Raw genomic sequence first — 22,916 nt, 5'->3', positions numbered from 1 at the left:
GATCTACACCGACGCCAATGGCATGACGCTCTACACCTATGACAAGGACGAGAAGGGCAAGACCAACTGCTACGACAAGTGCGCCACCAACTGGCCGCCGCTGAAGGCCGAGGCGGGCGCCAAGGCGGACGATGAATGGAGCGTCGTCGACCGTACCGACGGCACCAAGATGTGGGCCTATGACGGCAAGCCGGTTTACACCTTCATCAAGGACAAGAAGGCCGGCGACGTGACCGGTGATGGCGTCGCCGGCGTCTGGCACGTTGTCAAGGCGGACTGATTTCCCCATCGGGAGTTCCGCCAAACGGGACTTCTCACCGGCCGCCGGGCATCCCTCCAAGTCCGGCGGCCGGGCCGTCACGGACTCGACTTGACCCATTCCAGGCCGATTGGACCAGCAACAAGTTGAACCTCTCCCAATCTTCCGAGGCTTGCGCCCACTCATTCTAAAATATGTGATGTTCTCCATACACTCTTAGAGTGTATTGCTGTCAGCGGCCCCGCAATTTGGGCGCTTGCCCTTGACCGGATGCAAAAGCGCGGCCATGTGAGCGACGAACAGAACCGAGATTTCGTCGCGCGCAGCGGAATTCTTCTGCCGCATCACAGCTGATATGAGACCTCATGGACGTCGTCGTCGTCGAATCGCCGGCCAAGGCAAAAACAATCAACAAATATCTGGGCAGGAACTACAAGGTTCTGGCCTCGTTCGGCCATGTCCGCGATTTGCCGGCCAAGGATGGCTCGGTGCGCCCGGATGAGGATTTTGCCATGTCCTGGGCGGTCGACACCGCCTCCGGCAAGCGGCTCGCCGACATCGCCAAGGCAGTCAAGGACGCCGACGGCCTGATCCTCGCCACCGACCCGGATCGCGAAGGTGAAGCCATCTCCTGGCACGTCCTGGAAGTGCTCAAGCAGAAGCGCGCGCTGAAGGACAAGCCGGTCAGCCGCGTCGTCTTCAACGCCATCACCAAATCGTCGGTGCTGGAGGCGATGGCCAATCCGCGCCAGATCGATGCGCCGCTGGTCGACGCTTATCTGGCCCGCCGCGCGCTCGACTATCTCGTCGGCTTCACCCTGTCGCCTGTCCTGTGGCGCAAATTGCCGGGCGCCCGCTCCGCCGGCCGTGTCCAGTCGGTGGCGCTGCGCCTGGTCTGCGACCGCGAATCCGAGATCGAGCGCTTCATCCGCGAGGAATACTGGCAGATATCAGCTCTCCTCGGCACGCCGCGCAACGAGACCTTCGAAGCCCGCCTCACCGCCTTCGAGCGCAAGAAGCTGCAAAAGCTCGACATTGCCAACAAGGCACAGGCCGACGACATCAAGGCGATGCTCGAAGGTGCCACCTTCAAGGCGCTGTCCGTCGAAGCCAAGCCGACCAAGCGCAACCCCGGCCCGCCCTTCACCACCTCGACATTGCAGCAGGCTGCCTCATCGGGCCTCGGCTTCTCGGCCACGCGCACGATGCAGGTGGCCCAGCGGCTCTATGAGGGCATGGAGATCGGCGGCGAGACCACCGGCCTGATCACCTATATGCGAACCGACGGCGTGCAGATGGCCCCCGAGGCGATCGACGCCGCGCGCGATGCCATCGCAAAGGAATTCGGCCCGAAATACCTGCCGGAGAAGCCGCGCCAATACACCGCCAAGGCCAAGAACGCGCAGGAAGCGCACGAGGCCATCCGGCCGACGGATTTCATGCGCACCCCCGCATCGGTCAGGCAATATCTCGATTCCGACCAGATGCGGCTTTACGAACTGATCTGGAAGCGCGCCATCGCAAGCCAGATGCAGTCGGCCGAGATCGAGCGCACCACTGTCGAGATCGAGGCGCTGAATGGCGCCCGCACCGCTGAACTTCGCGCTGTCGGTTCGGTCGTTCGCTTCGACGGCTTCATCGCCGCCTACACCGATCAGAAGGACGACGACGCCGAAGACGAGGAAAACCGCCGTCTGCCGGAGATCCGCTCCGGCGAGCAGCTTGCCCGCCGCGCGATCAATGCCACCCAGCACACGACCGAGCCGCCGCCGCGCTACTCCGAGGCGTCGCTGATCAAGAAGCTGGAAGAACTCGGCATCGGCCGCCCCTCGACCTACACCGCGATCCTGAAGACGCTCGAGGACCGAGACTACGTCACCATCGACAAGCGCCGGCTGGTGCCGCAGGCCAAGGGCCGCCTGCTGTCGGCCTTCCTGGAAAGCTTCTTCGAGCGCTATGTAGAGTATGACTTCACGGCATCGCTGGAAGAAAAGCTCGACGAGATCTCCGACGGAAAGCTCGCCTGGAAGGACGTGCTGCGTGATTTCTGGAAGGATTTTTCGGGCGCCGTCGCCGACATCAAGGAGCTGCGCGTCACCGATGTGCTCGATGCGCTGAACGAGGAACTGGCGCCGCTGGTTTTTCCCGCCCGCGAGGACGGTTCCAACCCGCGCATCTGCCCGAAATGCGGCACCGGTAATCTGTCGCTGAAGCTCGGCAAGTTCGGCGCTTTCGTCGGCTGCTCGAATTATCCCGAATGCTCCTTCACCCGCCAGCTCGGCGACGCCGCCAATCCCAATGGCGAGAATGGCGGCGGCGAGGACGGCACCAAGGTGCTGGGCAAGGATCCTTATACGGCCGAGGAAATCACGCTGCGCTCGGGCCGCTTCGGCCCCTACATCCAGCGCGGCGACGGCAAGGAGGCAAAGCGTTCGAGCCTGCCCAAGGGCTGGACGCCTGATTCCATCGACCATGAGAAGGCGCTGGCCTTGCTGGGGCTGCCGCGCGACGTGGGCAAACATCCCGAATCCGGCAAGATGATCTCGGCCGGCCTCGGCCGTTACGGGCCGTTCGTGCTGCACGATGGCACCTACGCCAATCTCGACAGCATCGAGGATGTGTTTTCCATTGGCCTTAACCGTGCCGTCACGGTGATTGCCGAGAAGCAGTCCAAGGGCAAGGGTGGCCGCAATGGTGGCACGCCTGCGGCTCTGAAGGAACTCGGCGACCATCCGGATGGCGGCGGCAAGATCGTCGTGCGCGACGGCAAATACGGCCCCTACGTCAATTTCGGCAAGGTCAACGCCACGCTGCCCAAGGGCAAGGATCCGCAATCGGTGACGATCGAGGATGCGCTGGCGCTGATTGCCGAGAAGGAAGCCAAGGGCGGCGGTGGCAAGAAGCCGTTCCGCAAGGCGGCGGCAACCAAAGCCCCCGCCGCCAAGAAAACAGCGGCCAAGAAGCCGGCCGCGAAGAAAAAAGGGTAGAACGGCGTGGCGCGCAGGATCACCGGAAGAAGTCACGGCGATCCCCGCACCGCCGACACACGGGCCAAGGTCAAGGACGACTATCGGCCCTCGCGCGACGAAATCCTGCGCTATATCGCCGAAAACCCAGATCGCGCCGGAAAGCGCGACATCGCCAAGGCGTTCACGCTGCGCGGCGACGACCGCATCTGGCTGAAGGATCTCCTGCGCGACCTGCAGGACGAAGGCGTTCTGACCAAGGAGCGCAAGCGGTTGGCCCGGGTCGGCGCCCTACCCCATGTCGCCGTGCTCGACATCTTTGGCCGCGACGGCGATGGCATCTTGCTGGCGCACCCGACCGAGGCAGTCGGTCCGGGCGAGCCTCCCGTGGTCTCGATCCGCGTTTCGCGCAGCGGCAACGGTCCCGCGCCAGGCATCGGCGACCGCGTGCTGGCCAAAACCTTCCCGACCGACGATCCGTCAGGGCCCGCCTATACCGGCCGGGTGATCAAGATCTTCGAGAAGCGCACGGACGCTGTCCTCGGCGTCTTTCGCGTGCTTCAGGACGGCAGCTTCCGCATCGAGCCGGTGGAACGGCGCCAGCCCGAGCTGATCGTCGACAAGGAATTCCAGAACGGCGCCAAAAACGGCGATCTTGTCGAAGTCGAGCCAGCGCGAGCCTCCCGCTTTGGGTTGCCGCGCGCCAAGGTGCTGAACGTGCTGGGTTCGCTGACCAGCGAAAAGGCGGTTTCGATGATCGCCATCCACGCGCACGACATTCCCCACATTTTCCCGGCCGACGTCATTGCCGAATCCGAGGCGGTGAAGCCCGCGACGCTTGACCATCGCGAGGACTGGCGTGACCTGCCGCTGGTTACCATCGATCCGGCCGACGCCAAGGACCATGACGACGCGGTCTTCGCCACCCCTGACCTCGACGAGAAGAACCCCGGCGGCGTCATCGCGACGGTCGCCATCGCGGATGTCGCGGCCTATGTCCGCCATGGCACGGCGCTCGACCGCGAAGCGCTGAAGCGCGGCAATTCGGTTTATTTTCCCGATCGCGTCGTGCCGATGCTGCCCGAGCGCATCTCCAACGATCTCTGTTCGCTGCGCGAGGGTCAGGATCGCCCGGCACTCGCGGTGCGCATGACTTTCTCCGCCGAGGGCAGAAAGATCAGGCACTCCTTCCACCGCGTCATGATGAAGTCGGCGGCCAAGCTGGCCTATAGCCAGGCCCAGGCCGCGATCGACGGTGTACCGGACGACAAGACCGGCCCGATCCTCGACACTGTGCTGAGGCCGCTGTGGGAGGCCTATGCGATCCTCAAGCGCGGCCGCGACGGCCGCCAGCCGCTGGAACTCGACCTGCCGGAGCGCAAGATCCTGCTCAAGCCGGATGGCACGGTCGACCGCGTCATCGTGCCGGAGCGGCTCGACGCCCACAAGCTGATCGAAGAGTTCATGATCCAGGCCAATGTCGCCGCGGCCGAAACGCTGGAAGGCAAGAAGCAGGCGCTGGTCTATCGCGTCCATGACGCGCCGTCGCTGGTCAAGCAGGAATCGCTGCGCGAATTCCTGCAGACGCTTAGCCTGTCATTGGCACGCGGCGCCCAGATGCGGCCCAGCCAGTTCAACGGCATTCTTGAGCGTGTGCGCGGCGCCGACAATGAGGCGCTGGTCAACGAAGTGGTGCTGCGCTCGCAGAGCCAGGCCGAATATTCACCCAAGAACATCGGCCATTTCGGGCTCAACCTCAGCCGTTACGCTCATTTCACCTCGCCGATCCGCCGCTACGCCGACCTGATCGTGCATCGCGGACTTATTGCCGCGCTCGGTCTCGGCCCCGGCGGGCTGACGCAGGATGAGGAGGCCCGCCTCGAAGATGTTGCGGTGCTGATCTCCGGCACCGAGCGGCGCGCGATGGCTGCCGAGCGCGACACGGTCGACCGGCTGATCTCGGCCTACCTCGCCGAGCGCATCGACGACCGCTTCGACGCCCGCATCTCCGGCGTCACCAAATCAGGACTTTTTGTCCAATTGCCGCAATATGGCGCCGATGGTTTCATCCCGGTGTCAACTTTGGGCGGCGATTACTATATATACGATGAAACGGCCCGCTCCCTGTTCGGAGAACGCTCGGGCAAAGGCTACCAGCTCGCGGACCGCGTCGAGGTCCGGCTCGTCGAGGTGGCGCCAATGGCCGGCGCGATGCGCTTCGAGATGTTGACCGACCCAAAGCCCCTGCCAGGCTCCAGCAGGTCGTTTCACAAGGCTAAGGGCCGCGCCCGTGCGTCGCAATCGCGACCGGGGTCGCGCGGCAGGAGACGATGATGGAACAACAGGTTTTTGGTGGCGAACATCACTCTGGCCGGGTTGCCCGCCCCTTGTGGACGGCGATGAAGCGGGGCTTCTTGGGCCGCTGCCCGAACTGTGGCGAAGGCAAGCTGTTCCGCGGCTTCACCAAGACTGTCGAAACCTGCAGCGTCTGCGGCGAGGAGATCCATCACCATCGCGCCGACGATCTGCCGGCCTACCTGGTCATCGTCATCGTCGGCCATATCGTTCTCGGTGCCTTCATGGGCGTGGAAGCGACCTCGACGCTCTCCACCTGGCAGCACATTGCAATATGGGTGCCCTTGACCATCCTGCTCTCCATCGCGCTGCTGCAACCGGTCAAGGGTGCCGTCATCGGACTGCAATGGGCGTTCTATATGCACGGGTTCGGTGGCCAAAAGGATGGGACGGAGTCCCACCACGGCGCCTAAGGCGCCGCTGGCGCAACACGCCAATCGGTAAGGCCACTTTCGCATGCAAGAAGTTTCCGCTAGGTCCCTGCGCATGGAAGCATTGACCAAGGCGGATGCCGACAAGCTCGACAAGGGTCTTGCCACGCATGGCGGCGGGCGCCTGCGTCCGCGTGACGCCGCGACGCTCATCCTGCTCGACCGCAAGGGCGACGACGTCCTGGTGTTGATGGGGCGCCGCCACGCCGCACACGCTTTCATGCCAGGCAAGTTCGTGTTCCCCGGCGGCCGAACCGACCCTGCCGACAGCCGCATACCGACAGCGACGGCACTTGACCAGCACGAAGAAGCCAAGCTGACGGCCGGCCCCGGCCGCACCAGCCGCGCCCGCGCCCGCGCCATTGCCTTGTCGGCGGTCCGCGAGACCTACGAGGAAGCCGGCCTGCTGATCGGCCGCAAAGGCGCCTTTGCCACGACCAGGCGCGATTGGCAGGGTTTCGTCGAACATGGCGTGGCACCGTCGCTGGAAGCATTGCGCTTCGTCGCGCGCGCCATCACGCCGCCGAACCGGGTACGCCGCTTCGATACCCGCTTCTTCAGCGCCTGGCGTGGCGATGTCGCCGTCGAACTGCCCGATGGCGGCCCGACCAATGAATTGGAGGAACTGGTCTGGCTGCCGCTCGCCAAGGCCAAGCAGGCCGACATACCCGACATCACTCGAATGATCCTGGACGAGCTGGAAAAGCGGCTCGCCGACGATCCGCTGCTGCGTCCGGGCGGACCTGTCCCTTTCTACCGGCTTGTCCGCAACCACTTCACCCGCGAACTTCTCTAAGCAATTCCAGGAACACTGTGCCGCGGTTTCCCACGGGAATTGCGCAAGATCAAAAAGACAGAGTATTCAGCATCCCATGACGGTCGATACCCAACCACAGGGCGACGAACGCGTACACTGGCTGCCGATGGTGGCGGCGATTTCGTCGATCAGCGTCGTCGGCATCGCCATTGGCCTCGGCATGCCCTTGCTCAGCGTCATCCTGGAAACACGCGGTCATTCGGCCTCGATGATCGGCCTGAACACGGCTGTCGCCGGCGTGGCCTCGATCGCCGGGGCGCCGCTGGCCACGCCGCTCGCCATGCGCTTCGGCGTCGCCTGGACCATGATCGCCATGATTGCCACCGGCGCGCTCGCCTTCGTCGGTTTCCATTTCGCGCCCGATTTCTGGATGTGGTTTCCGCTGCGCGTCGTTCTGCACATCGCGCTGACCGTGCTGTTCATCCTGTCGGAATTCTGGATCAGCACGTCGGCGCCGCCACACCGGCGCGGCCTTGTGCTTGGCATCTATGCCACCGTCCTGTCGCTCGGCTTTGCCGCCGGGCCGTGGCTGTTCGCCCATCTCGGCAGCTCCGGCTTCAGGCCGTTCGGCGTCATCATTGCCCTGGTGACGCTGGCTGCCATACCGGTGCTCGCCGCGCGCAACGAAAGCCCGACCATCGTGGCCGACAGCGAAACCAGCCACTTCCTGCGTTATATCTGGCTGGTGCCGACCGCGACTTTCGCCGTGCTCGTGTTCGGCGCGGTTGAGACAGGCGGCTTCGCGCTGTTCCCGGTCTACGGCAACCGCATCGGTTATTCCGAGGCCGACGCGGCGCTGCTGCTGACCATGATCGGCCTCGGCAATGTGCTGTTGCAGATTCCGATCGGCATGATCAGCGACCGCGTCTCCGACCGGCGTTATCTCTTGCTCGCCTGCGCCACGGTCGGCCTCGTCGGCACGATATTCATGCCGTTCTTTGCCGCGAACTGGCATTTGATGGCCGCGCTACTCTTCGTCTGGGGCGGTGTCGTCGCCGCCATGTACACGATCGGCCTCGCCCATCTCGGCTCGCAGCTCTCCGGCCACGAACTGGCCTCCGCCAACGCCGCCTTCGTGCTCTGCTACGGCGTCGGCATGGTGCTTGGCCCGCAGGCGATCGGCATCGGAATGGACAGTTTCGGGCCTTCCGGATTCGGCTGGTCACTCGGCCTGTTCTTCGGCGCCTACATCGCCCTGGTCTGCTTCAGGCTCGTGCGCAAGCTCCTGCTGTAACACTGCGCCGTCGAGTGCCCTTATCCGCCGCGCCGCGGCGGATGCTGACAGAACCGTGTCAGCAGCGTCCGGTTAGAAGAGTGTCCCCTGATATCCGAAGTTGAGGACACTGCCATGATCGACAGCGGCTTTGAGACCACATCACTGCGAATGACGCTTCTGCTGCTTGTAACCTTCCAGGCTCCAGCTGCCGATGTTGACCGCATCATGGACGCGGTTGTCGCGATCGCACCGCTCGCCATGGGCAAATATGACCGCAACGCGTATCAGTCGGCACACGGCATCGAGCGCTACAGGCCGCTTGAAGGGGCCGCGGCCGGCGCCGAGACCGAATTGCGCCGCCGCCCGGGCACGGTCGAGGTTTCGTTCGAACTGCCCGACGACCAGACGCTGGCGGCCCGCGTCGTCGAAGCGATCTTCCAGGCGCATTCCTATCAGGAACCGGTGATCCGCATCCAGCCGATCCTTGCCAGCCGCTCCAAGGGGCTGGACGACCGTGCCAATCCGAATCGGTGGTGGAACACGACCGGAGACTGGAAGGAGGTTGCGGTATCCGAGGCGGAAACCGCCTGATTTATGCGTTCTGGGCAGCTTGGGCCGGCCACATCAGGCGAGCCGGGCTTGACTTTCCAGGCACGTTCTTTATGTGTCGCGCCAAGTTTCCCGCGTCCGGGTGTTTTCCCGTGCTCCAGCGGCCAAAACCCCACGAACATAACGGACTGAGATCATGGCCAAAGCCGCAAACATCAAGATCAAGCTTCTGTCGACCGCCGACACCGGTTTCTTCTACGTCACCAGCAAGAACAGCCGTACCAAGACCGACAAGCTGTCGTTCCGCAAATACGACCCGGTCGCCAAGAAGCACGTCGAATTCAAGGAAACCAAGATCAAGTAATCTGGTTTTTCCTCTGGAATGCCAAACGCCGCCCATCGGGCGGCGTTTTCGTTCGGCCCGGGCGGCTGAAGTCCGTCAGCCCGGCTGAGCGCCTTAGAGCCGGATGATTCAGGTCGAGTCGACCTGAAATCTGAATCCGTCTCTAAATCAAAGAGATAGAGCATGATGTCGTCCGAAAACCGCTTCACACTTTTCGGCATCATGCTCTAGCCGATGCGGTCGCCGCTCTTCCCGTCGAACAAATGCAGCGATGCCGGATCGGCCGACAGGCGCACCATGTCGCCAGGCTTCACGGCCGCGCGCCCCATCGCAAAGACGCAAAGCTGCTGGCCGGCCAGCTTGACGTAGAACTGCGTCGACAGGCCGAGCGGCTCCACCACTCCTACTTCGCCTTGCAGCGTGCCGTCGTCAGCCAGCCGGATATGCTCGGGCCGCAGGCCGACGGTGATGACGTCACCGTCCCTGAGCGGCAGGCCGTCCGGCAGCCGAAGCTTCTGGCCATCGGACAACACGGCGTCCACCTTGCCGCCCTTCTCCACCGTGGCCGGCAGGAAATTCATTCCAGGCGAGCCAATGAAGCCGGCGACGAACATATTGGCCGGCCGGTCATAGAGATCGAGCGGCGCCCCCACCTGCTGGATCAGCCCGTCATGCATGACGACGATGCGGTCGGCCATGGTCATCGCCTCGATCTGGTCGTGGGTGACGTAGACCGAAGTGGTCTTCAACTGCTGGTGCAGCGCCTTGATCTCGGCGCGCATATGAACGCGCAGCTTGGCATCGAGGTTCGACAGCGGCTCGTCGAAGAGAAAAACCTTGGGATCGCGTACGATGGCGCGGCCCATGGCGACGCGCTGGCGCTGGCCACCAGACAATTGCCTGGGCAGGCGTTGCAGGAACGTATCGAGCCCCAGCCGCTTGGCGGCACCATCGACGCGCGCATCGATCGCCGGCTTCTCGGCCTTTCGCAGCATCAGGCTGAAGCCCATGTTCTTCGAGACGTCCATATGCGGATAGAGCGCATAGGACTGGAACACCATGGCGATGTCGCGGTCCTTGGGCGCCACGTCATTGACCAGCCGCTCGCCGATGCGGATCTCGCCGCCCGAGGCTTCCTCGAGCCCGGCGATCATGCGCAACAGCGTGGACTTGCCGCAGCCGGACGGTCCGACCAGCACGACGAACTCGCCATCGGCGATTTCGAGATCGACCGCGTGCAGGACGCGCACGGCGCCATAATCCTTGCGGACCTTTTCGAGCGTGACAGAGGCCATCGGTCTATCCTTTGACGGCGCCGGCGGTCAGGCCGGTGACGAGATAGCGTTGCAGGAAAGCGAAGAAGATGCAGACCGGGATCAGCGCCAGGATCGACGCCGCCATCATCTGTCCCCAGTCAACGGCGAACTTGCCGATGAAGGTGAGCAGGCCGACGGCGAAGGTTTTCTGGTCGTCGCTGGAAATCAGCATCAGCGCGAACAGCAGCTCGCTCCAGGCGGCGGTAAAGACGAAGCCCAGCGTCGCGCCCATGCCGGGCAGCGTCAGCGGCACGATCACCTTGCGCATCGCCTGCGCGCGCGTGCAGCCGTCGATCATCGCCGCCTCCTCCAGGTCCTTGGGGATGCCGTCAAAGAAGGACTGCATCAGGAAGGTGGCGAAGGCGGTGTTGAAGGCGGTGTAGATGATGATCAGCCCGGTCAGGCTGTTGATCAGGCCGATCTGCCCCATCACGCGGTAGATAGGCGGAATGACCATCACCAGCGGAAAGGTCTGGGTCAGCAGCAACATGAGAGCCAGTGCAGCCTTGCCGCGAAAGGTGAAGCGGGACATGGAGTAGCCGGCGAGCGTGGCGATGACCGTGACCAGTGCCGCCGTCGACACCGAGACGATGACGCTGTTGAGGAAATAGCGCGGGAAATCGGTGGCTTCGAGCACGGTCACGAAATTCTGCAACGTCATGTGCGACGGCCAGAAGGTGATGCCTTCGGAATAGAGCAGCCGCTCCGGCGTGACCGAGATCTTCAGCGTCCAGTAAATCGGGAACAGAGCGAAGACGACGTAGGCGGCGATCGCGGCGTAGAGGCCGATGCCACCGAAGAAGCGCTGTGATGCTGAGCGTCCGGCAATCATCAGACGTGCCTCACAAGCGAGCGGCGGATGGCGATGAGCACGATCGCGTAGGCGATGAGCAGGACCAGCAGCAGCACGGCCACGGCCGAGGCATAGCCCTTGTCCAGCGACTTGAAGGCGCTGACATAGATGTAGACCGGCACCGTGTTGGTCGAGCCGGCCGGTCCGCCCTCGGTCATGACGAAGATCAGGTCGGCGAAAGTGGCGATCCAGATGGTGCGCAACATCACCGTGATGGCGATGGTTGGGGCCAGGAAAGGCAGCGTCACCTTGGTGAAACGTTGCCACGGCGAAGCGCCGTCGATCGCCGCCGCCTCATGCAGTTCCGAGGGAATAGACTTCAGCGCCGCCAGCAGCGTTATGGCGAAGAACGGAATGCCGAACCAGACATTGGCTATGATCGGCCCCCACATGGCGGTGGAGGGATCGGACAGGACGTTGGTCGGTTCGGCCTTCAGCCCCAAGGCGAACAGCCAGTGCGGCAGCGGACCGACGATCGGGTTGAACAGCCAGGCCCAGGTCAGGCCCGACAGGAAGGACGGCACCGCCCAGGGCAGGAAGACCAGTGCCTGCACCGCCTTGCGGCCTAGGAAAGGCTTGTCGAGCAGCAACGCCAGGCCAAGGCCGAGGAAGAACTGGAAGAACAGGCTGGCCGCCGTCCACCACAACGTGTTGATCAGCGCCTGGCCCAGCACCTGGTCCGACAGCATCGCCTGATACTGCCCGAGCCCGACATACTCGGACTTGAAGGCCGAAAATTTGCGGAAGGAATAGCTGATGCCGATGACCAGCGGCACGAGCAGCACCACGACCAGCAGGATGATCGCCGGGCTGAGGTAGAGCCAAGGCTCGATCGTCGCGTAGGAGAGCCGCTTTTTTCGCGGCGCCGCTGCGGACCGAATTTCGGATACGGCATAGGTCATAGCGTGCTGGATCGTCTCCTGGAGGGCGCCGGGATTGGCGACAGCGTCCTTCTCCCGTTTCACGGGGAGAGATGCCGGTTCACCCTCCGTGCTGCACCGCAGCGAAGGATGGCCAGCCAGATGAGGGACGGCGCCAGCTTCTCAGAACTCAGCTCTGCCCCTCATCCGTCAACTCGTGCCACCTCTCCCCGTTGAACCGGGAGAAGGAAAGGCGCTTGTTTACTTCTTGTTCTTCGCCAGCCAGTCCTGCTGTTCCTTGGTCAGGAAGGCAGCCCACTGGTCGGCGACCTCCTTGGCCGTCTTCTGGCCGAGCAGCACTTCCTGGAAGTTCTTGATCGCGACCTGGTCGACGAAATTGCCGAGGTTTTCCAGATGCGTCGGCGGCGTCACCATTTCATATTTGGAGCTGTCGCTGAGTTCCGTGAACCAGCCCTTGAACTGCTCGGTCTTGAAATGGGGATCCTGGTCGGCACCGTTGTGGATCGGCACGACGCCGACTTCCTTGGCCCATTCCAGATTGTCCTTCGGCGACAGAAGCGTCGCCATCAGCTTCCAGGCATCATCCTTGTGCTGCGAGTTGGCGAACATCGCCCAGCCGGCATAGCCGAGGGTCGGATAGGACTTTCCGCTTGGTCCGACCGGCAGCGGCGCCACGGCGAAGTCGTCGGCGCTCATCTTGTCGGCGATGCCGAGCAGCGCGTCCGGATCCTGATTGAGCATGGCGCAAGTGCCGGAGTAGAAGCCGGTGACGGTTTCGTTAAAGCCCCAGCTTACGGCATCCTTCGGCGCTAGACCATTCTTGTACATGTCGGCCAGCATCTGCAGGCCCTTGACCGAGCCTTCTTCATTGATGGTCGAGGTGCCGTCCTCGTTGAAATAGCCGCCCTTGCCCTGAGCGATGTTCATGAACATGTGCATGCCGTTGAAGGCGCCCGGCCCGCCGCGCAGGCAGTAGCCGTATTTTCCGGGAATGGCCGAGATCTTCTTGGAATCGGCGACAAACTCGTCGAGCGTCGCTGGCGGGCCGTCAAGACCAGCCTCCTTGAACAGCTTCTTGTTCCAGAACAGCGCGTTCACATAGTAGCCATAGGGGATCATGAACTGGGTGTTGTTGACCGTCGAGCCGAACTGTTTGGCGCGGTCGCCGAGCGTCTTGGCGTCGTCCCACTTGGCCATATAGGGGCCGAGATCCTCGAGCTGGGCATTGTTGGCGTAAAGCCCCATCCAGCGTTCCGGCATCTCGACCACATCGGGCGTGTCACCGGCCTGCACCATGGTCAGGAATTTCTCGAAAGCCTGGCCCCAGGGCAGCGAGACCAGTTCGACCTTGACGCCTGGATTGGCCGCCTCGAACTCGGCGATCTGCTTCTTGAGGAATTCGGTGCGTGGCGGGCTGGTGATCACCTCGACCATTTTCAGGGTTGAATCGGCGAGCGCGCCACCGGCGGAAATCGCCAGCCCCGCGACGGTGGCAAGCATGACGGTCAGTTTTTTCATGTTCAAGACTCCCATTTTGAACCCGCTTGTTATTTTCTGGCTTTTTCGAGGGCCTGGGCGACATCCGCCCAGAGATCCTCGACACTTTCCAATCCGACATTGAAGCGGATGGTTCGGGGGCTGACGCCGAAGCGCGCCATCGAATTCAGTCCTGGCGTCTGCTCCAGCGACGCCTTGGCCGGTACGACCAGGCTCTCATGCCCACCCCAGCTGACGCCGATGCGGAAATATTTCAGCGCGTCGACGAAGACGGGAATGTCGATGTCCTCGGTAACCTCGAACGAGAACAACCCGCCATAGCCGGCAAGCGTCGCCTTGCCCGGATGGTTCGAATAGGCCGGATGGTTCACCCGCTCGACATCGCCATGCGCCTTCAGCCGCTCGGCGATGGCAAGCCCGCTCTTCATATGGTGCGGCAGGCGCAGCGGCAGCGTGCGCAGGCCGCGCAGCAAAAGCCAGGCCTCGAACGGCGACAGCTTGCCGCCGAGATAGGAATAGGTCTGCTCGTTGATCTGCTTGATATGCGCTGCCGAGCCAGCCACCACGCCGGCGACCGTGTCGCTGTGGCCGCCGAGATATTTCGAGGCCGAGTGCAGCACGAGGTCGACGCCGTGCGAGATCGGCTTCTGGAACACCGGCGTCGCCCAGGAATTGTCGATGGTGGTGACGATGCCCTGCTCTTTTGCCAGCCGGGTCAGATGCGGCAGGTCCTGGAGCTCGAACACCATCGAGGTCGGGCTTTCCAGATAGAGCAGCTTGGCGCCGGGAAGCGCCGCCGCGACCGCGTCCGGGTCGGAACCGTCGACATAGTCGACCTTGATGTTGAGCCGCGGCAGGAGCCGCTCGAACAGCCGGTAGGCATCGCCATAGCAGTTGCGTACAGCAACGATGCGCTCGCCCGCCCCGACGAAGGCAAGCACGGTGGCGCTGATCGCCGCCATGCCGCTGGAGAAGCCGCGTGCGGCCTCTGCACCCTCGAGCGCGGCGACACGAGCCTCGAACTCCATGACCGTCGGATTGTCGCCGCGGGAATAGATCGGCTGCTTTCGTTTGCCGGCAAAGGTATCGGCCATTTCCGCATAATTGGCGAAAGTGAACAACGAGGTCTGGTAGATCGGCGGCACGACGGCGCCGCCGGGAAACGGTTCGTCATGCGCCAAAACCGTCGCCGCCTCGGCGAGATAATCGTGATCGAAACCGTCTGGATGCCCGTTCATTTCAGGTCCGAAAGTTTGAGTTTGGCCGCACCGCGCTTCAGATCGTCCTCGACGGTGGCGATGAGCTTGAGCGCCTCGTCGCGGGCGCCCTGCGGATCACGCGCGGCGATACGTTCGTAGATGGTGCGGTGATAGGGAAAGCTGGCATGGCCGAAATCGCGCACGCCGAGCGGATGCTCCCAGAAACGGTGGAACAGTTCGTGCATGGCGGCAATGATCTGTTCGAACAGTGGATTGCCGGAGACCCGGTAGATCGCCTGGTGGAATTCCCAGTCCTCTTCCGATGACATGCCGTCAAGGGTGCGAAACGCCTGCTCCATGATATCGAGCTTGCCCTCGATCTCGGCAATGTCGGCCGGGCTGGCCCGCTCGGCGCACAGTGCCGCTGCCTCCGCCTCCAGCGCGCGGCGTATTTCCAGCGTCTGCATCAGGCTGGTGAAGTCATTGCCGCCCGCCAGCGTCAGCGGCAAATGCAGCATGTCGGGCGAGACGGCCGCCTTGAGAAACGTGCCGCTGCCTTGCCGGCGTTCGACCAGGCCCAATCCTTCCCACCGCGTCAGCGCCTCGCGCACCGTGTTGCGGCTGACCTTGAGCCGTTCGGCTAGAATGCGCTCGGTCGGCAGTCGCTCGCCAGGCCGCAAGGCCTCGGCGCGGACGAAGCCCACCAATGCCTTCAGCACGGCGTCGTCACGCGCCGTCGTCTGAATTGGTGGCAGGCTGTTCTGGTCCACATTTCCTCCAAGTGGTCCAATGGTCCAACCAATTTCTGCACGGATGGAGCCTCCTGTCAATTGCTTGTCAGGAGACAGCTGGCCATCAGCCTGTGGAAGGTGACGCGCTGCGTTCGGAGGGGCGCCCGGCTCCGGCATCCGGTCCGAACCATCTGGTCAGCGCATCGGCCAATCCCTGTCCATCCTCAACGCCAACCCAGGCCACGTATCCATCGGGCCGGATCAAGACCGCGTCGGGTGCGGCGACCGTTCCGAGTACGGGAAGCTCCCAGGCACCGGCATACGATGCGTCGATCTGCCGGATCCGGTCGGCCCAAGGCGCAATGTCCAGCCTGCCTGGCTCACCGAAATTGAGGAGCAGCGGCCGCGCGTCGTGGAGCAACGTGAACAGTCGCAACGGCCCATCAGCGGTGGAGAGATCGAGGTCGGGTATTCGTCGCCCAAGCAGCGCGTGCCCCTCCCCGAGATCGTAGTGGACATCCAGGCCAGACATCTCCGCGGCGATCCGTTTGCGTGGCCCATCCATGGCGAGCAGTTCGGCGAATGTGTCGCTCAAGGCCTTGGTGCGAGCATCCATCCGGCGAAGCGCGACCTGCGCCATCGCGTTGCGCAGCACGCGGGCGGCGACCGGATAGCGTTCGGCATGGTAGCTGTCGAGCAGGCCTTCCAGTGACATCCGCTTGACCACCTGGGCCAGCTTCCACCCCAGGTTCACCGCGTCCTGCACGCCGATATTGAGGCCCTGTCCGCCCATTGGGGGATGGATATGCGCGGCGTCACCGGCCAGCAGAACACGTCTGTGGCGGTAAGCGGCAGCCTGCCGCGTCATGTCGGTGAACCGGGAAATCCAGGTCGGACTGTGGACCCCGTAATCGGTGCCGTAGACACCGACAAGCGCCTCGCTGAGATCGCGCAGTGTCGGTTCGCCACCAATGGTCAGTTGTCGCTCGGTCAACACGATACCCACCCGGCCGTCTTCCTCAATCTTGCCGATCGCATGGATACCATGGGCGTCACTGCGAAAGCCCAACGCTGGTTCCTCCGCCGTCTCCACCTCGGCGATTATCCAGCTCATCGTCGGATCCCATCCATCGAACGCAATCCCCGCGGCCTTGCGGATCATGCTGCGTCCTCCGTCGCAGCCGACGAGATACTGCGTCCGCAACCGCTGGCCGCCAGACAGATCGATGTCGACGCCACCATTATCCTGTGCGAAGCCCGTGACGTCCTGCCGGCGATAGATCGGCACGCCGAACTCGCTGATCCAGTCGGCCAATATCCGCTCGATATGGTTTTGCCGCAACGCCAGCAGATAGTTGTGCCGCGTGGGAAAGTCGCTGATGTCCAATCGGATCATGTGGAAGCCCACCGACGGCGATGTCTGTCCCTGCGAGAGGAACCGGTCGGCAATTCCGCGCTGGTCGAGCACCTCGACGGTGCGGACGTGCAGGCCACCCGCGCGCAAACCGATGAGTTCCTGGTTTGGCCGCCGCTCGACAATGGCCACATCGACGCCCGCCAATGCGAGTTCGCCGGCCAGCATCAACCCGGTCGGACCACCTCCGGCGATCACCACGGCATGATCCCGACGCACTCGGCCACCTGGCAACAATTCCGGCATTTCGCCACTCCCGTTTCCGTTAACCTGGGTCGTGGTTCTACGGGAACAGCCGGGTCTTGCCGCAAGCCCCTTGCGCGCCATATGTATGAAATGGAAGGAGCTGGCTCCTCTCCTTCTCCTTATGCAATGGCGGTGAAAAAGTCTTGGCGTTGCCAGGCAATAGCGCCGAGAGTGCAGCCGAAGCCGTTACAGTCCAGAAAAGCGGGAACCTGCCGCAAAAAAGCCCCGGCACTTCCGGGGCTTGACGCAGATTCCTGATGTCATATCGGGCAAAGGGGGCCGGTCGGCGTTTGGCAGCGGTACGAGGAGGCCACTATGTGCCAGCGCCGGCCGGCCGACCCCACGGACCCAGGAGATGCGGCGGACCTGAGCATCATGGGGTATTCGAGGATCGAGCCGGCTGTCTACCTCGTGCCGGCTTCGTCTTGGCCTTCACATTTGCGCAAGAGCTTATGGAAATCAACAGTTTCTTAACCAAGGCTCGCGAATCGCTTGGATTAAGGTAAATGGGTAACCCTGTTGGGTTGACCGGATAATCGGGCCCGGAGCGTCAGGCTGCCTTGGCAACGACGCGGTTGCGGCCGCCGCTCTTGGCTTCGTAGAGCGCGAGATCGGCGCGTTTCATCAGTGCCGCCACCGTGTCCACGCCCTTCAGCACCGATGACACGCCAACACTGACGGTGACCTCGATCGTCTTGCCCTCGGCGCCGATGGCGAACGGCATCTGGGCGATTTCGGCACGAATGCGCTCGGCCACCTTCTCGGCCACTGCGCCGTCGGTGTCGGGCATTACCACCACGAACTCCTCGCCGCCGAACCGGCAGGCAAGGTCGATACCCCGGACGTTCTTGCGCAGCCGCCGCGCGAATTCGCGCAGCACCTCGTCGCCGCCGTCGTGCCCATGCGCATCATTGATGGACTTGAAGCGGTCGAGATCGGTGATCATCACCGACAGCGGCCGGCGCCGCGCCACGGCGCGATCGAACAGCGTCTGCAGATGGCTGTCTAGATAGCGGCGATTGTGCAGCCCCGTGAGGCCGTCGGTCACGGCCATTTCGATGGTCTGGGTGACACTGGCGCGCAATTGGTCATTGTAGCGCTTGCGGCGCACCTGGGTACGCAGCCGCGCCGTCAGTTCCTGCTGGTCGATCGGCCGCATCAGATAGTCGTTGATGCCGAGTTCGAGCCCTCGGATGATGCGCTCCTCCTCGCCCTCCTCCGCCAGCAGGATGATCGGCACGAAACGGGTGCGGTCGAGCGAGCGCAGTTGCGAGCAGAGCCTGAGCGGATCGAAATCGGCGAAGGCCGTCGAGATCATCACGCATTCATAGGGCGTCTCCGCGGCCTGGAAGAACCCGGCATGCGGATCGCCCGTGACGTCGAGGTCGGCACGATCGCGCAGCATCTTCTGGATGCGCTCGACCGACGATTTGCGCTCGTCGATCAAAAGCACCTTCGGCGTCGTGTCCTCGGACGCGAAATTGCGGCTCAAAAGTTCTTCGATGCCGATGTTGCGCGTGGTCGAGGCGCGCAGCCGAAGCTCGTCGGTCAACGACTTCAGGCGGACCAGGCTCTTGACGCGCGTCATCAACTGCAAGTCGTTGACCGGCTTGGTCAGGAAATCGTCGGCACCGGCCTCGAGCCCGCGCACGCGGTCGGTGACCTGATCGAGAGCGGTGATCATCACCACCGGAATGTGCGACGTCGCCGGATCGCTCTTCAATCGCCGGCAGACCTCGAACCCGTCCATGTCGGGCATCATTACGTCGAGCAGCACGACATCGACCTTGCCGTTCTCGCAGGTCTCGATCGCATCGGCCCCATTGGTGGCGGTCAGAACCTCGAAATACTCGGCCAGCAGCCGGACTTCCAGCAGCCTCACATTGGCAGGGATGTCGTCGACGACGAGGATCCGCGCAGTCATTTCACAACGCTCCGGCTCGGCTGGAAGGGTACATCAGGCATCGCCCAGATAAGATTTGATGGTTTCGATGAAACGCGGCACCGAGATCGGCTTCGAAATATACGCCTCGCAGCCGCCTTGGCGGATGCGTTCCTCGTCGCCTTTCATCGCAAAGGCAGTCACCGCAATCACCGGGATGACGTGCAGATCGTCGTCCTCTTTCAGCCATTTGGTCACTTCCAGTCCCGACACTTCGGGCAGTTGGATGTCCATCAGGATGAGGTCCGGCCGGTGCTGGCGCGCCAGGTCGAGCGCCTCCAGACCGTTGCGGGTGCGCACCGTCTCGTAACCGCTTGCTTCGATGAGGTCCCGAAAGAGCTTCATGTTGAGCTCATTGTCCTCGACGATCATGACCTTCTTAGGCATCGGCATCCCGTCCCGGCCGTCCTCCACCCGGAGGTGGCCGTCATGCGCTCTTTCCTTGAACGCACCAAACCCTGCTTCACTATACGGCAATATGATTGACGAAACGGAAACCCGAAGCCTGCAAAGCAGCACGAATTCCGCCTCGCCTCCCTGCGCGTCCAAAAGGCGCGCCACACGCTAATGGCTTGCCGCAAGCAATTCTTGCCATTACTGCGGGAGAGACTCATTCCACGCACCGAAGGTAGTGATGGCAAACGCAGCGTCAATGCGCGAAGAGGCGGAAACCATTGCCGTCAAGGCACTGGGCTTCGTTGCCACCGATCCGGAGCTTTTACCGCGCTTTCTGGCAATCACGGGAATAGAGGCGCATTCGATCCGCCGGGCGGCCGGCGAGCCGGGTTTCATGGCCGGCGTCCTGCAGTTCATTCTCGCCCACGAGCCGACCTTAATGCGCTTCGCCGAGGAAACCGGCACGCCACCAGCGGCTGTCGGCAAGGCGTTGCGCGTCTTGCCGCTTGGCGATGACAATCACGAGCACTCCACATGAGCGATGATCCCGAAACCGCGCGCCAGATCGAGGAACTGGCGGCTGACGACCGACCGCTGCTGGTGCTCGATGTCGATGACGTGGTGCTCGAATTCATCCGGCCCTTCCCGCATTTCCTCAAGGCGCGCGGCTATGGCCTGACGCTGGCGTCCTTCCGGCTGACCGGCAACATTGCCGAGACAGCCAGCGGCCGCCTGATCGGACAACCTGAAGTCACCGCACTCCTCGGCGATTTCTTCGACGCGCAAGCCGATTGGCAAAGCATCACCGATGGCGCCGCGGAAGCCCTGACCGGGCTTGGAGACCGTGCCGAAATCATATTGCTGACAGCCATGCCGCACCGGCATCGCGCCGTGCGACGCGCCCATCTCGATGCACTGGGGCTAGCCTATCCGCTGCTGACCACCGAAATGGCCAAGGGCCCGGCGGTAGCCAAACTGCGCGGCAAGAGCGGCAGGCCGGTGGTCTTCGTCGACGATCAGCCAGCCAATCTGGCGTCGGTGCGTGACTCGGTCGCCGACGCAAACCTATTCCATCTGATGGCCGACAATTCGCTGCGTACGTTCCTGCCATCGGTCCCGGACGATGTCATCGTCGTCCAGGATTGGCACGAAGCCGCGCCTAAGATCGCTGGCGCGCTGGGGTTCTAATCCAGGCGTTTTGGTGCGATCCCGGACGAAAAAACCGGTTCGCACTGTTCCGGATTTGCTCAAGGGCAGAACACTCAAGGATTGAGCTTCGCCCCTGCCCCGCCGTTAGCGCCGCCGCCATTATCGCTACCGCCATTATCGCCGCCGCTCTCATCGTCCGAACCGTCACCGTCGTCGACGCTATCGTCCACCGCCGGGTCGGCGGGCTTCAGCATGACGCCGTTGACGGTGACCGAGCCGTCGGCCTTGGTGTTGATAGCCCATTCCAGCTTGCCATCCGGCAGCGTCTTGGCAAAACCCTTCGCCATGAGAGCGATAGGCACGTACTGCCCGACCTCCGGCTCCGCCTTCGCCGCTTCCTGCAGATGTTCCATGACCTTGTCGAAGCCGGCGACGTCGACAGTGAGATTTGCGTCGGGTTTCTGGCCGAAGCTTGTCATCTCACCTTCCAGCGCGATCTCCATGTCCTTGTTCTTCACGGTACTGTGGCCGATGACGACCTTCGGCGTCTTGGCCAGGAATTCGGCTTTGAGCTGGTCGCCGAACTCGGCCGGCAGCGGCGGATCCTGGTTGAGATCAAAGGCTTCGATGGCCTTCTTCGCCATGCTGTCGAGATCGATGTTGGCACCGCCGAAATTCAGGTCGATATCGGTGGGCAGCAATGCCACGCTCCAGCTCGGCAAAAGCTGCTGCGGCACGGTCAGCCCCGAAGCCTTGATACCATAGCTGACCTTGCCGTTCTGGGCGACGCCGTCGGAACCGAACGCTATGCCGAACTGGGTTGCTCCGAACGTGCCGATAGGGCTGTCGACCGCGAAGTCCTTGAAGCCATAGGTCCCGTCGATACGCTCCCACACCGGAAGCGCTGCAAGCAGAAGCGACTTGAGCTGCGCCTGGTTTGCCTTCAGCGTCTTCTCGTCCTCATTGGCCACGGCAAACGCCAGGAGATCGAGCAGAGGCCTGGTCTGCACGCCCTTGCCGCTGGCCTCCACGGAAAATTCCGGCGACTTCACGGTGACGGGAAAATTCAGCCCGCTCTCGGCATCGTTGAATTTTATCGCTTCGACGAAGTTCGAAATCTTTTGCGACGTCGTGAAATCAACGCCGCCATTGGTCGCCTTGGTCGCGGAAAGCGTCACGGTGCCGGCACCGGCGGTCACATCCATCTTTTGCTTGGCGTCCTGCGACGACATCGTCATTCCGGCCATCGAACTCGTGGCGCTGGTGAAGGCCGCCAACTTGGGGTCGTAGACGCCGTTGCCCTTGCCATCCTTGATCGAGAACTGCGTGCTCTGCTTTCCCTGAGGGCCGTTGAATTCAAAGGAGGCGCTCTGCGAAAAATCCATCGAGACATCCCAGGACCCGTCGCTGCGCGGCTTGACCAGCAGGGCGTAGGGCGCAAGGTCGAATTTCACCAGTTTCTGGTCGGGAAAGCTGCTGGCCAGCGCCTTGAAATCAACCACGATCTTGTAGGCGTCGCCTTCGGCCGAAACCTTCAGGATGCCCTTGTCGAGCGCCTGTTTGCCGACATAGCGCGACAGGTCATCGGACAATTGCTTGGCGCCCTGACTGTCGACGGTCTGGCCGAAAGCAGGCGCGCTCAGCAGGAACGCGGTAAAGGCAATAGGCAGCATACGGTTCACGGGAATTCTCCGTTCGGTCGAAAAGGCAAAATGGTCTCGTATCTCTGGTAGGGAAATACCATCGCGACTGCAAGACGATGACAGTCAGGCAATCGGCTTCAACACCAGCCGCATCAGCGGTCGACCGGCCTTGCGCTCCACAAGCCTTTCGAACCCGGCTTTCTCGAACACTCCCGATGACCCGACAAACAGGCCGATCGAACGCGAATCGCGCGACAGGTCGATCGGGCAGGCCTCGACGAGCCGCGCCCCGTTCCTGCGGGCGAACTCGATGCCGCCTTCGACGAGGCGGTGGGTGATGCCCCTGCCGCGCGCCTTGGCGCGGATGAAAAAGCATGAGATCGCCCAAACGGCCGGATCGGACGCGTCGGCGGGATCGATCGGCGCCGAGCCCCTGCCCTTGTTATTCCATTCGGGCACGTCGGCGCGTGGCCCGATCTGCATCCAGCCGACCGCCTTGCCGTCCTCGAAAGCCAGCAGGCCGGGCGGCGGGCCGGCTTCGATGCGCGCCTTGATGTGATCCTTGTTGCGTTCACGACTGCTCTCGCGCCGCGCCGCCGGCGCCAGCCGGAAATGGGTACACCAGCAGCCGTAGCAGGCGCCCTGCTTGCCGAAAAGGTCCTCGAATTCAGGCCAGAGCTCTGGCGCCAGCGGCACTACGGTCGTGCTCATGC

21 protein-coding genes are annotated in these 22,916 nt (G+C 63.0%); 10 read left to right on the top strand and 11 right to left on the bottom strand.

What is annotated here, in order from left to right; genetic code table 11:
* From FJ954_RS09590 to rpmG, 8 genes are all read left to right on the top strand, one after another.
* The coding region (locus FJ954_RS09590) for a hypothetical protein (RefSeq protein ID WP_140661186.1) at nucleotides 1-280 on the top strand (280 nt) is incomplete at its 5' end.
* Between the two features lie 344 nt (nucleotides 281-624).
* On the top strand, nucleotides 625-3,246 hold the full coding sequence (topA, locus tag FJ954_RS09585) for a type I DNA topoisomerase (RefSeq protein ID WP_140661185.1): 2,622 nt from the start codon (nucleotides 625-627) through the stop codon (nucleotides 3,244-3,246).
* A 6-nt stretch (nucleotides 3,247-3,252) separates the two neighbouring features.
* Complete coding sequence (gene rnr / locus FJ954_RS09580; RefSeq protein ID WP_140661184.1) at nucleotides 3,253-5,559, top strand: ribonuclease R; 2,307 nt, start codon at nucleotides 3,253-3,255, stop codon at nucleotides 5,557-5,559.
* Nucleotides 5,559-5,993, top strand: a complete 435-nt coding sequence (locus FJ954_RS09575) for a DUF983 domain-containing protein (RefSeq protein WP_015317634.1) — start codon at nucleotides 5,559-5,561, stop codon at nucleotides 5,991-5,993. The genes rnr and FJ954_RS09575 overlap by 1 nt, the downstream gene beginning before the upstream one ends.
* Nucleotides 5,994-6,066: 73 nt before the next feature.
* Nucleotides 6,067-6,807 carry an NUDIX hydrolase gene (locus FJ954_RS09570; RefSeq protein WP_140616207.1) on the top strand — a complete coding sequence of 247 codons (741 nt, stop codon included), beginning with the start codon at nucleotides 6,067-6,069 and terminating at the stop codon, nucleotides 6,805-6,807.
* Between the two features lie 76 nt (nucleotides 6,808-6,883).
* On the top strand, nucleotides 6,884-8,062 hold the full coding sequence (locus FJ954_RS09565) for an MFS transporter (protein ID WP_140661183.1): 1,179 nt from the start codon (nucleotides 6,884-6,886) through the stop codon (nucleotides 8,060-8,062).
* Nucleotides 8,063-8,176: 114 nt separating this feature from the next.
* Complete coding sequence (locus tag FJ954_RS09560; protein WP_140661182.1) at nucleotides 8,177-8,635, top strand: hypothetical protein; 459 nt, start codon at nucleotides 8,177-8,179, stop codon at nucleotides 8,633-8,635.
* A gap of 154 nt (nucleotides 8,636-8,789) precedes the next feature.
* Nucleotides 8,790-8,957 (top strand): 50S ribosomal protein L33, encoded by a 168-nt coding sequence (gene rpmG, locus FJ954_RS09555; RefSeq protein ID WP_006201775.1) that lies wholly within the window; start codon nucleotides 8,790-8,792, stop codon nucleotides 8,955-8,957.
* A 206-nt stretch (nucleotides 8,958-9,163) separates the two neighbouring features.
* Here the strand turns inward: rpmG and ugpC are convergent, their stop codons facing one another.
* The 9 genes from ugpC to FJ954_RS09505 all read right to left on the bottom strand — a co-directional run bounded on the left by ugpC (nucleotide 9,164) and on the right by FJ954_RS09505 (nucleotide 19,387).
* On the bottom strand, nucleotides 9,164-10,231 hold the full coding sequence (gene ugpC / locus FJ954_RS09550) for a sn-glycerol-3-phosphate ABC transporter ATP-binding protein UgpC (protein ID WP_140661181.1): 1,068 nt from the start codon (nucleotides 10,229-10,231) through the stop codon (nucleotides 9,164-9,166).
* Between the two features lie 4 nt (nucleotides 10,232-10,235).
* A complete protein-coding gene (locus FJ954_RS09545; protein WP_140661180.1) occupies nucleotides 10,236-11,084 on the bottom strand; it encodes a carbohydrate ABC transporter permease in 849 nt (282 codons plus the stop codon).
* Complete coding sequence (locus FJ954_RS09540) at nucleotides 11,084-12,007, bottom strand: sugar ABC transporter permease (RefSeq protein ID WP_140661206.1); 924 nt, start codon at nucleotides 12,005-12,007, stop codon at nucleotides 11,084-11,086. The genes FJ954_RS09545 and FJ954_RS09540 overlap by 1 nt, the downstream gene beginning before the upstream one ends.
* Nucleotides 12,008-12,226: 219 nt before the next feature.
* Nucleotides 12,227-13,504, bottom strand: a complete 1,278-nt coding sequence (locus FJ954_RS09535; RefSeq protein ID WP_015317626.1) for a sugar ABC transporter substrate-binding protein — start codon at nucleotides 13,502-13,504, stop codon at nucleotides 12,227-12,229.
* 29 nt (nucleotides 13,505-13,533) lie between these two features.
* Nucleotides 13,534-14,721 carry a PLP-dependent transferase gene (locus FJ954_RS09530; protein WP_140661179.1) on the bottom strand — a complete coding sequence of 396 codons (1,188 nt, stop codon included), beginning with the start codon at nucleotides 14,719-14,721 and terminating at the stop codon, nucleotides 13,534-13,536.
* Complete coding sequence (locus FJ954_RS09525; RefSeq protein ID WP_140661178.1) at nucleotides 14,718-15,452, bottom strand: FadR/GntR family transcriptional regulator; 735 nt, start codon at nucleotides 15,450-15,452, stop codon at nucleotides 14,718-14,720. Before FJ954_RS09525 ends, FJ954_RS09530 begins: the two co-directional genes overlap by 4 nt.
* An 85-nt stretch (nucleotides 15,453-15,537) precedes the next feature.
* A complete protein-coding gene (locus FJ954_RS09520) occupies nucleotides 15,538-17,073 on the bottom strand; it encodes an FAD-dependent monooxygenase (RefSeq protein WP_181177784.1) in 1,536 nt (511 codons plus the stop codon).
* A 550-nt stretch (nucleotides 17,074-17,623) separates the two neighbouring features.
* Nucleotides 17,624-18,997: a PleD family two-component system response regulator gene (locus FJ954_RS09510; protein ID WP_015317622.1), complete on the bottom strand. Its 1,374-nt coding sequence runs from the start codon at nucleotides 18,995-18,997 to the stop codon at nucleotides 17,624-17,626.
* Nucleotides 18,998-19,030: 33 nt separating this feature from the next.
* Nucleotides 19,031-19,387, bottom strand: a complete 357-nt coding sequence (locus FJ954_RS09505; protein ID WP_280110242.1) for a response regulator — start codon at nucleotides 19,385-19,387, stop codon at nucleotides 19,031-19,033.
* Nucleotides 19,388-19,649: 262 nt separating this feature from the next.
* Between FJ954_RS09505 and FJ954_RS09500 the strand changes: the two genes are divergently transcribed.
* Complete coding sequence (locus FJ954_RS09500) at nucleotides 19,650-19,949, top strand: DUF3572 domain-containing protein (protein WP_140661177.1); 300 nt, start codon at nucleotides 19,650-19,652, stop codon at nucleotides 19,947-19,949.
* A complete protein-coding gene (locus tag FJ954_RS09495) occupies nucleotides 19,946-20,599 on the top strand; it encodes a hypothetical protein (protein WP_140661176.1) in 654 nt (217 codons plus the stop codon). The genes FJ954_RS09500 and FJ954_RS09495 overlap by 4 nt, the downstream gene beginning before the upstream one ends.
* 74 nt (nucleotides 20,600-20,673) lie before the next feature.
* Here FJ954_RS09495 and FJ954_RS09490 read toward each other — a convergent pair whose 3' ends face one another.
* Both FJ954_RS09490 and FJ954_RS09485 read right to left on the bottom strand, forming a co-directional pair.
* Nucleotides 20,674-22,233 carry a hypothetical protein gene (locus FJ954_RS09490; protein WP_140661204.1) on the bottom strand — a complete coding sequence of 520 codons (1,560 nt, stop codon included), beginning with the start codon at nucleotides 22,231-22,233 and terminating at the stop codon, nucleotides 20,674-20,676.
* Between the two features lie 93 nt (nucleotides 22,234-22,326).
* Nucleotides 22,327-22,914: a GNAT family N-acetyltransferase gene (locus FJ954_RS09485; protein WP_015317617.1), complete on the bottom strand. Its 588-nt coding sequence runs from the start codon at nucleotides 22,912-22,914 to the stop codon at nucleotides 22,327-22,329.
* Nucleotides 22,915-22,916: the final 2 nt, after the last annotated feature.

This window comes from Mesorhizobium sp. B2-3-15, from assembly GCF_006442875.1.
In the GTDB taxonomy this organism is placed as follows: Bacteria; Pseudomonadota; Alphaproteobacteria; order Rhizobiales; family Rhizobiaceae; genus Mesorhizobium; species Mesorhizobium australicum.
This window is presented reverse-complemented; position numbering and strand designations above follow the sequence as displayed.

Bases quoted from the DNA above. Each gene is read 5' to 3' on its own strand.
- topA (WP_140661185.1), top strand. From the start codon at position 625: ATGGACGTCGTCGTCGTCGAATCGCCGGCCAAGGCAAAAACAATCAAC.
- FJ954_RS09575 (WP_015317634.1), top strand. From the start codon at position 5,559: ATGGAACAACAGGTTTTTGGTGGCGAACATCACTCTGGCCGGGTTGCC.
- FJ954_RS09570 (WP_140616207.1), top strand. From the start codon at position 6,067: ATGGAAGCATTGACCAAGGCGGATGCCGACAAGCTCGACAAGGGTCTT.
- FJ954_RS09565 (WP_140661183.1), top strand. From the start codon at position 6,884: ATGACGGTCGATACCCAACCACAGGGCGACGAACGCGTACACTGGCTG.
- FJ954_RS09560 (WP_140661182.1), top strand. From the start codon at position 8,177: ATGATCGACAGCGGCTTTGAGACCACATCACTGCGAATGACGCTTCTG.
- rpmG (WP_006201775.1), top strand. From the start codon at position 8,790: ATGGCCAAAGCCGCAAACATCAAGATCAAGCTTCTGTCGACCGCCGAC.
- ugpC (WP_140661181.1), bottom strand. From the start codon at position 10,231: ATGGCCTCTGTCACGCTCGAAAAGGTCCGCAAGGATTATGGCGCCGTG.
- FJ954_RS09545 (WP_140661180.1), bottom strand. From the start codon at position 11,084: ATGATTGCCGGACGCTCAGCATCACAGCGCTTCTTCGGTGGCATCGGC.
- FJ954_RS09540 (WP_140661206.1), bottom strand. From the start codon at position 12,007: ATGACCTATGCCGTATCCGAAATTCGGTCCGCAGCGGCGCCGCGAAAA.
- FJ954_RS09535 (WP_015317626.1), bottom strand. From the start codon at position 13,504: ATGAAAAAACTGACCGTCATGCTTGCCACCGTCGCGGGGCTGGCGATT.
- FJ954_RS09530 (WP_140661179.1), bottom strand. From the start codon at position 14,721: ATGAACGGGCATCCAGACGGTTTCGATCACGATTATCTCGCCGAGGCG.
- FJ954_RS09520 (WP_181177784.1), bottom strand. From the start codon at position 17,073: ATGCCGGAATTGTTGCCAGGTGGCCGAGTGCGTCGGGATCATGCCGTG.
- FJ954_RS09510 (WP_015317622.1), bottom strand. From the start codon at position 18,997: ATGACTGCGCGGATCCTCGTCGTCGACGACATCCCTGCCAATGTGAGG.
- FJ954_RS09505 (WP_280110242.1), bottom strand. From the start codon at position 19,387: ATGATCGTCGAGGACAATGAGCTCAACATGAAGCTCTTTCGGGACCTC.
- FJ954_RS09500 (WP_140661177.1), top strand. From the start codon at position 19,650: ATGGCAAACGCAGCGTCAATGCGCGAAGAGGCGGAAACCATTGCCGTC.
- FJ954_RS09495 (WP_140661176.1), top strand. From the start codon at position 19,946: ATGAGCGATGATCCCGAAACCGCGCGCCAGATCGAGGAACTGGCGGCT.
- FJ954_RS09490 (WP_140661204.1), bottom strand. From the start codon at position 22,233: ATGCTGCCTATTGCCTTTACCGCGTTCCTGCTGAGCGCGCCTGCTTTC.
- FJ954_RS09485 (WP_015317617.1), bottom strand. From the start codon at position 22,914: ATGAGCACGACCGTAGTGCCGCTGGCGCCAGAGCTCTGGCCTGAATTC.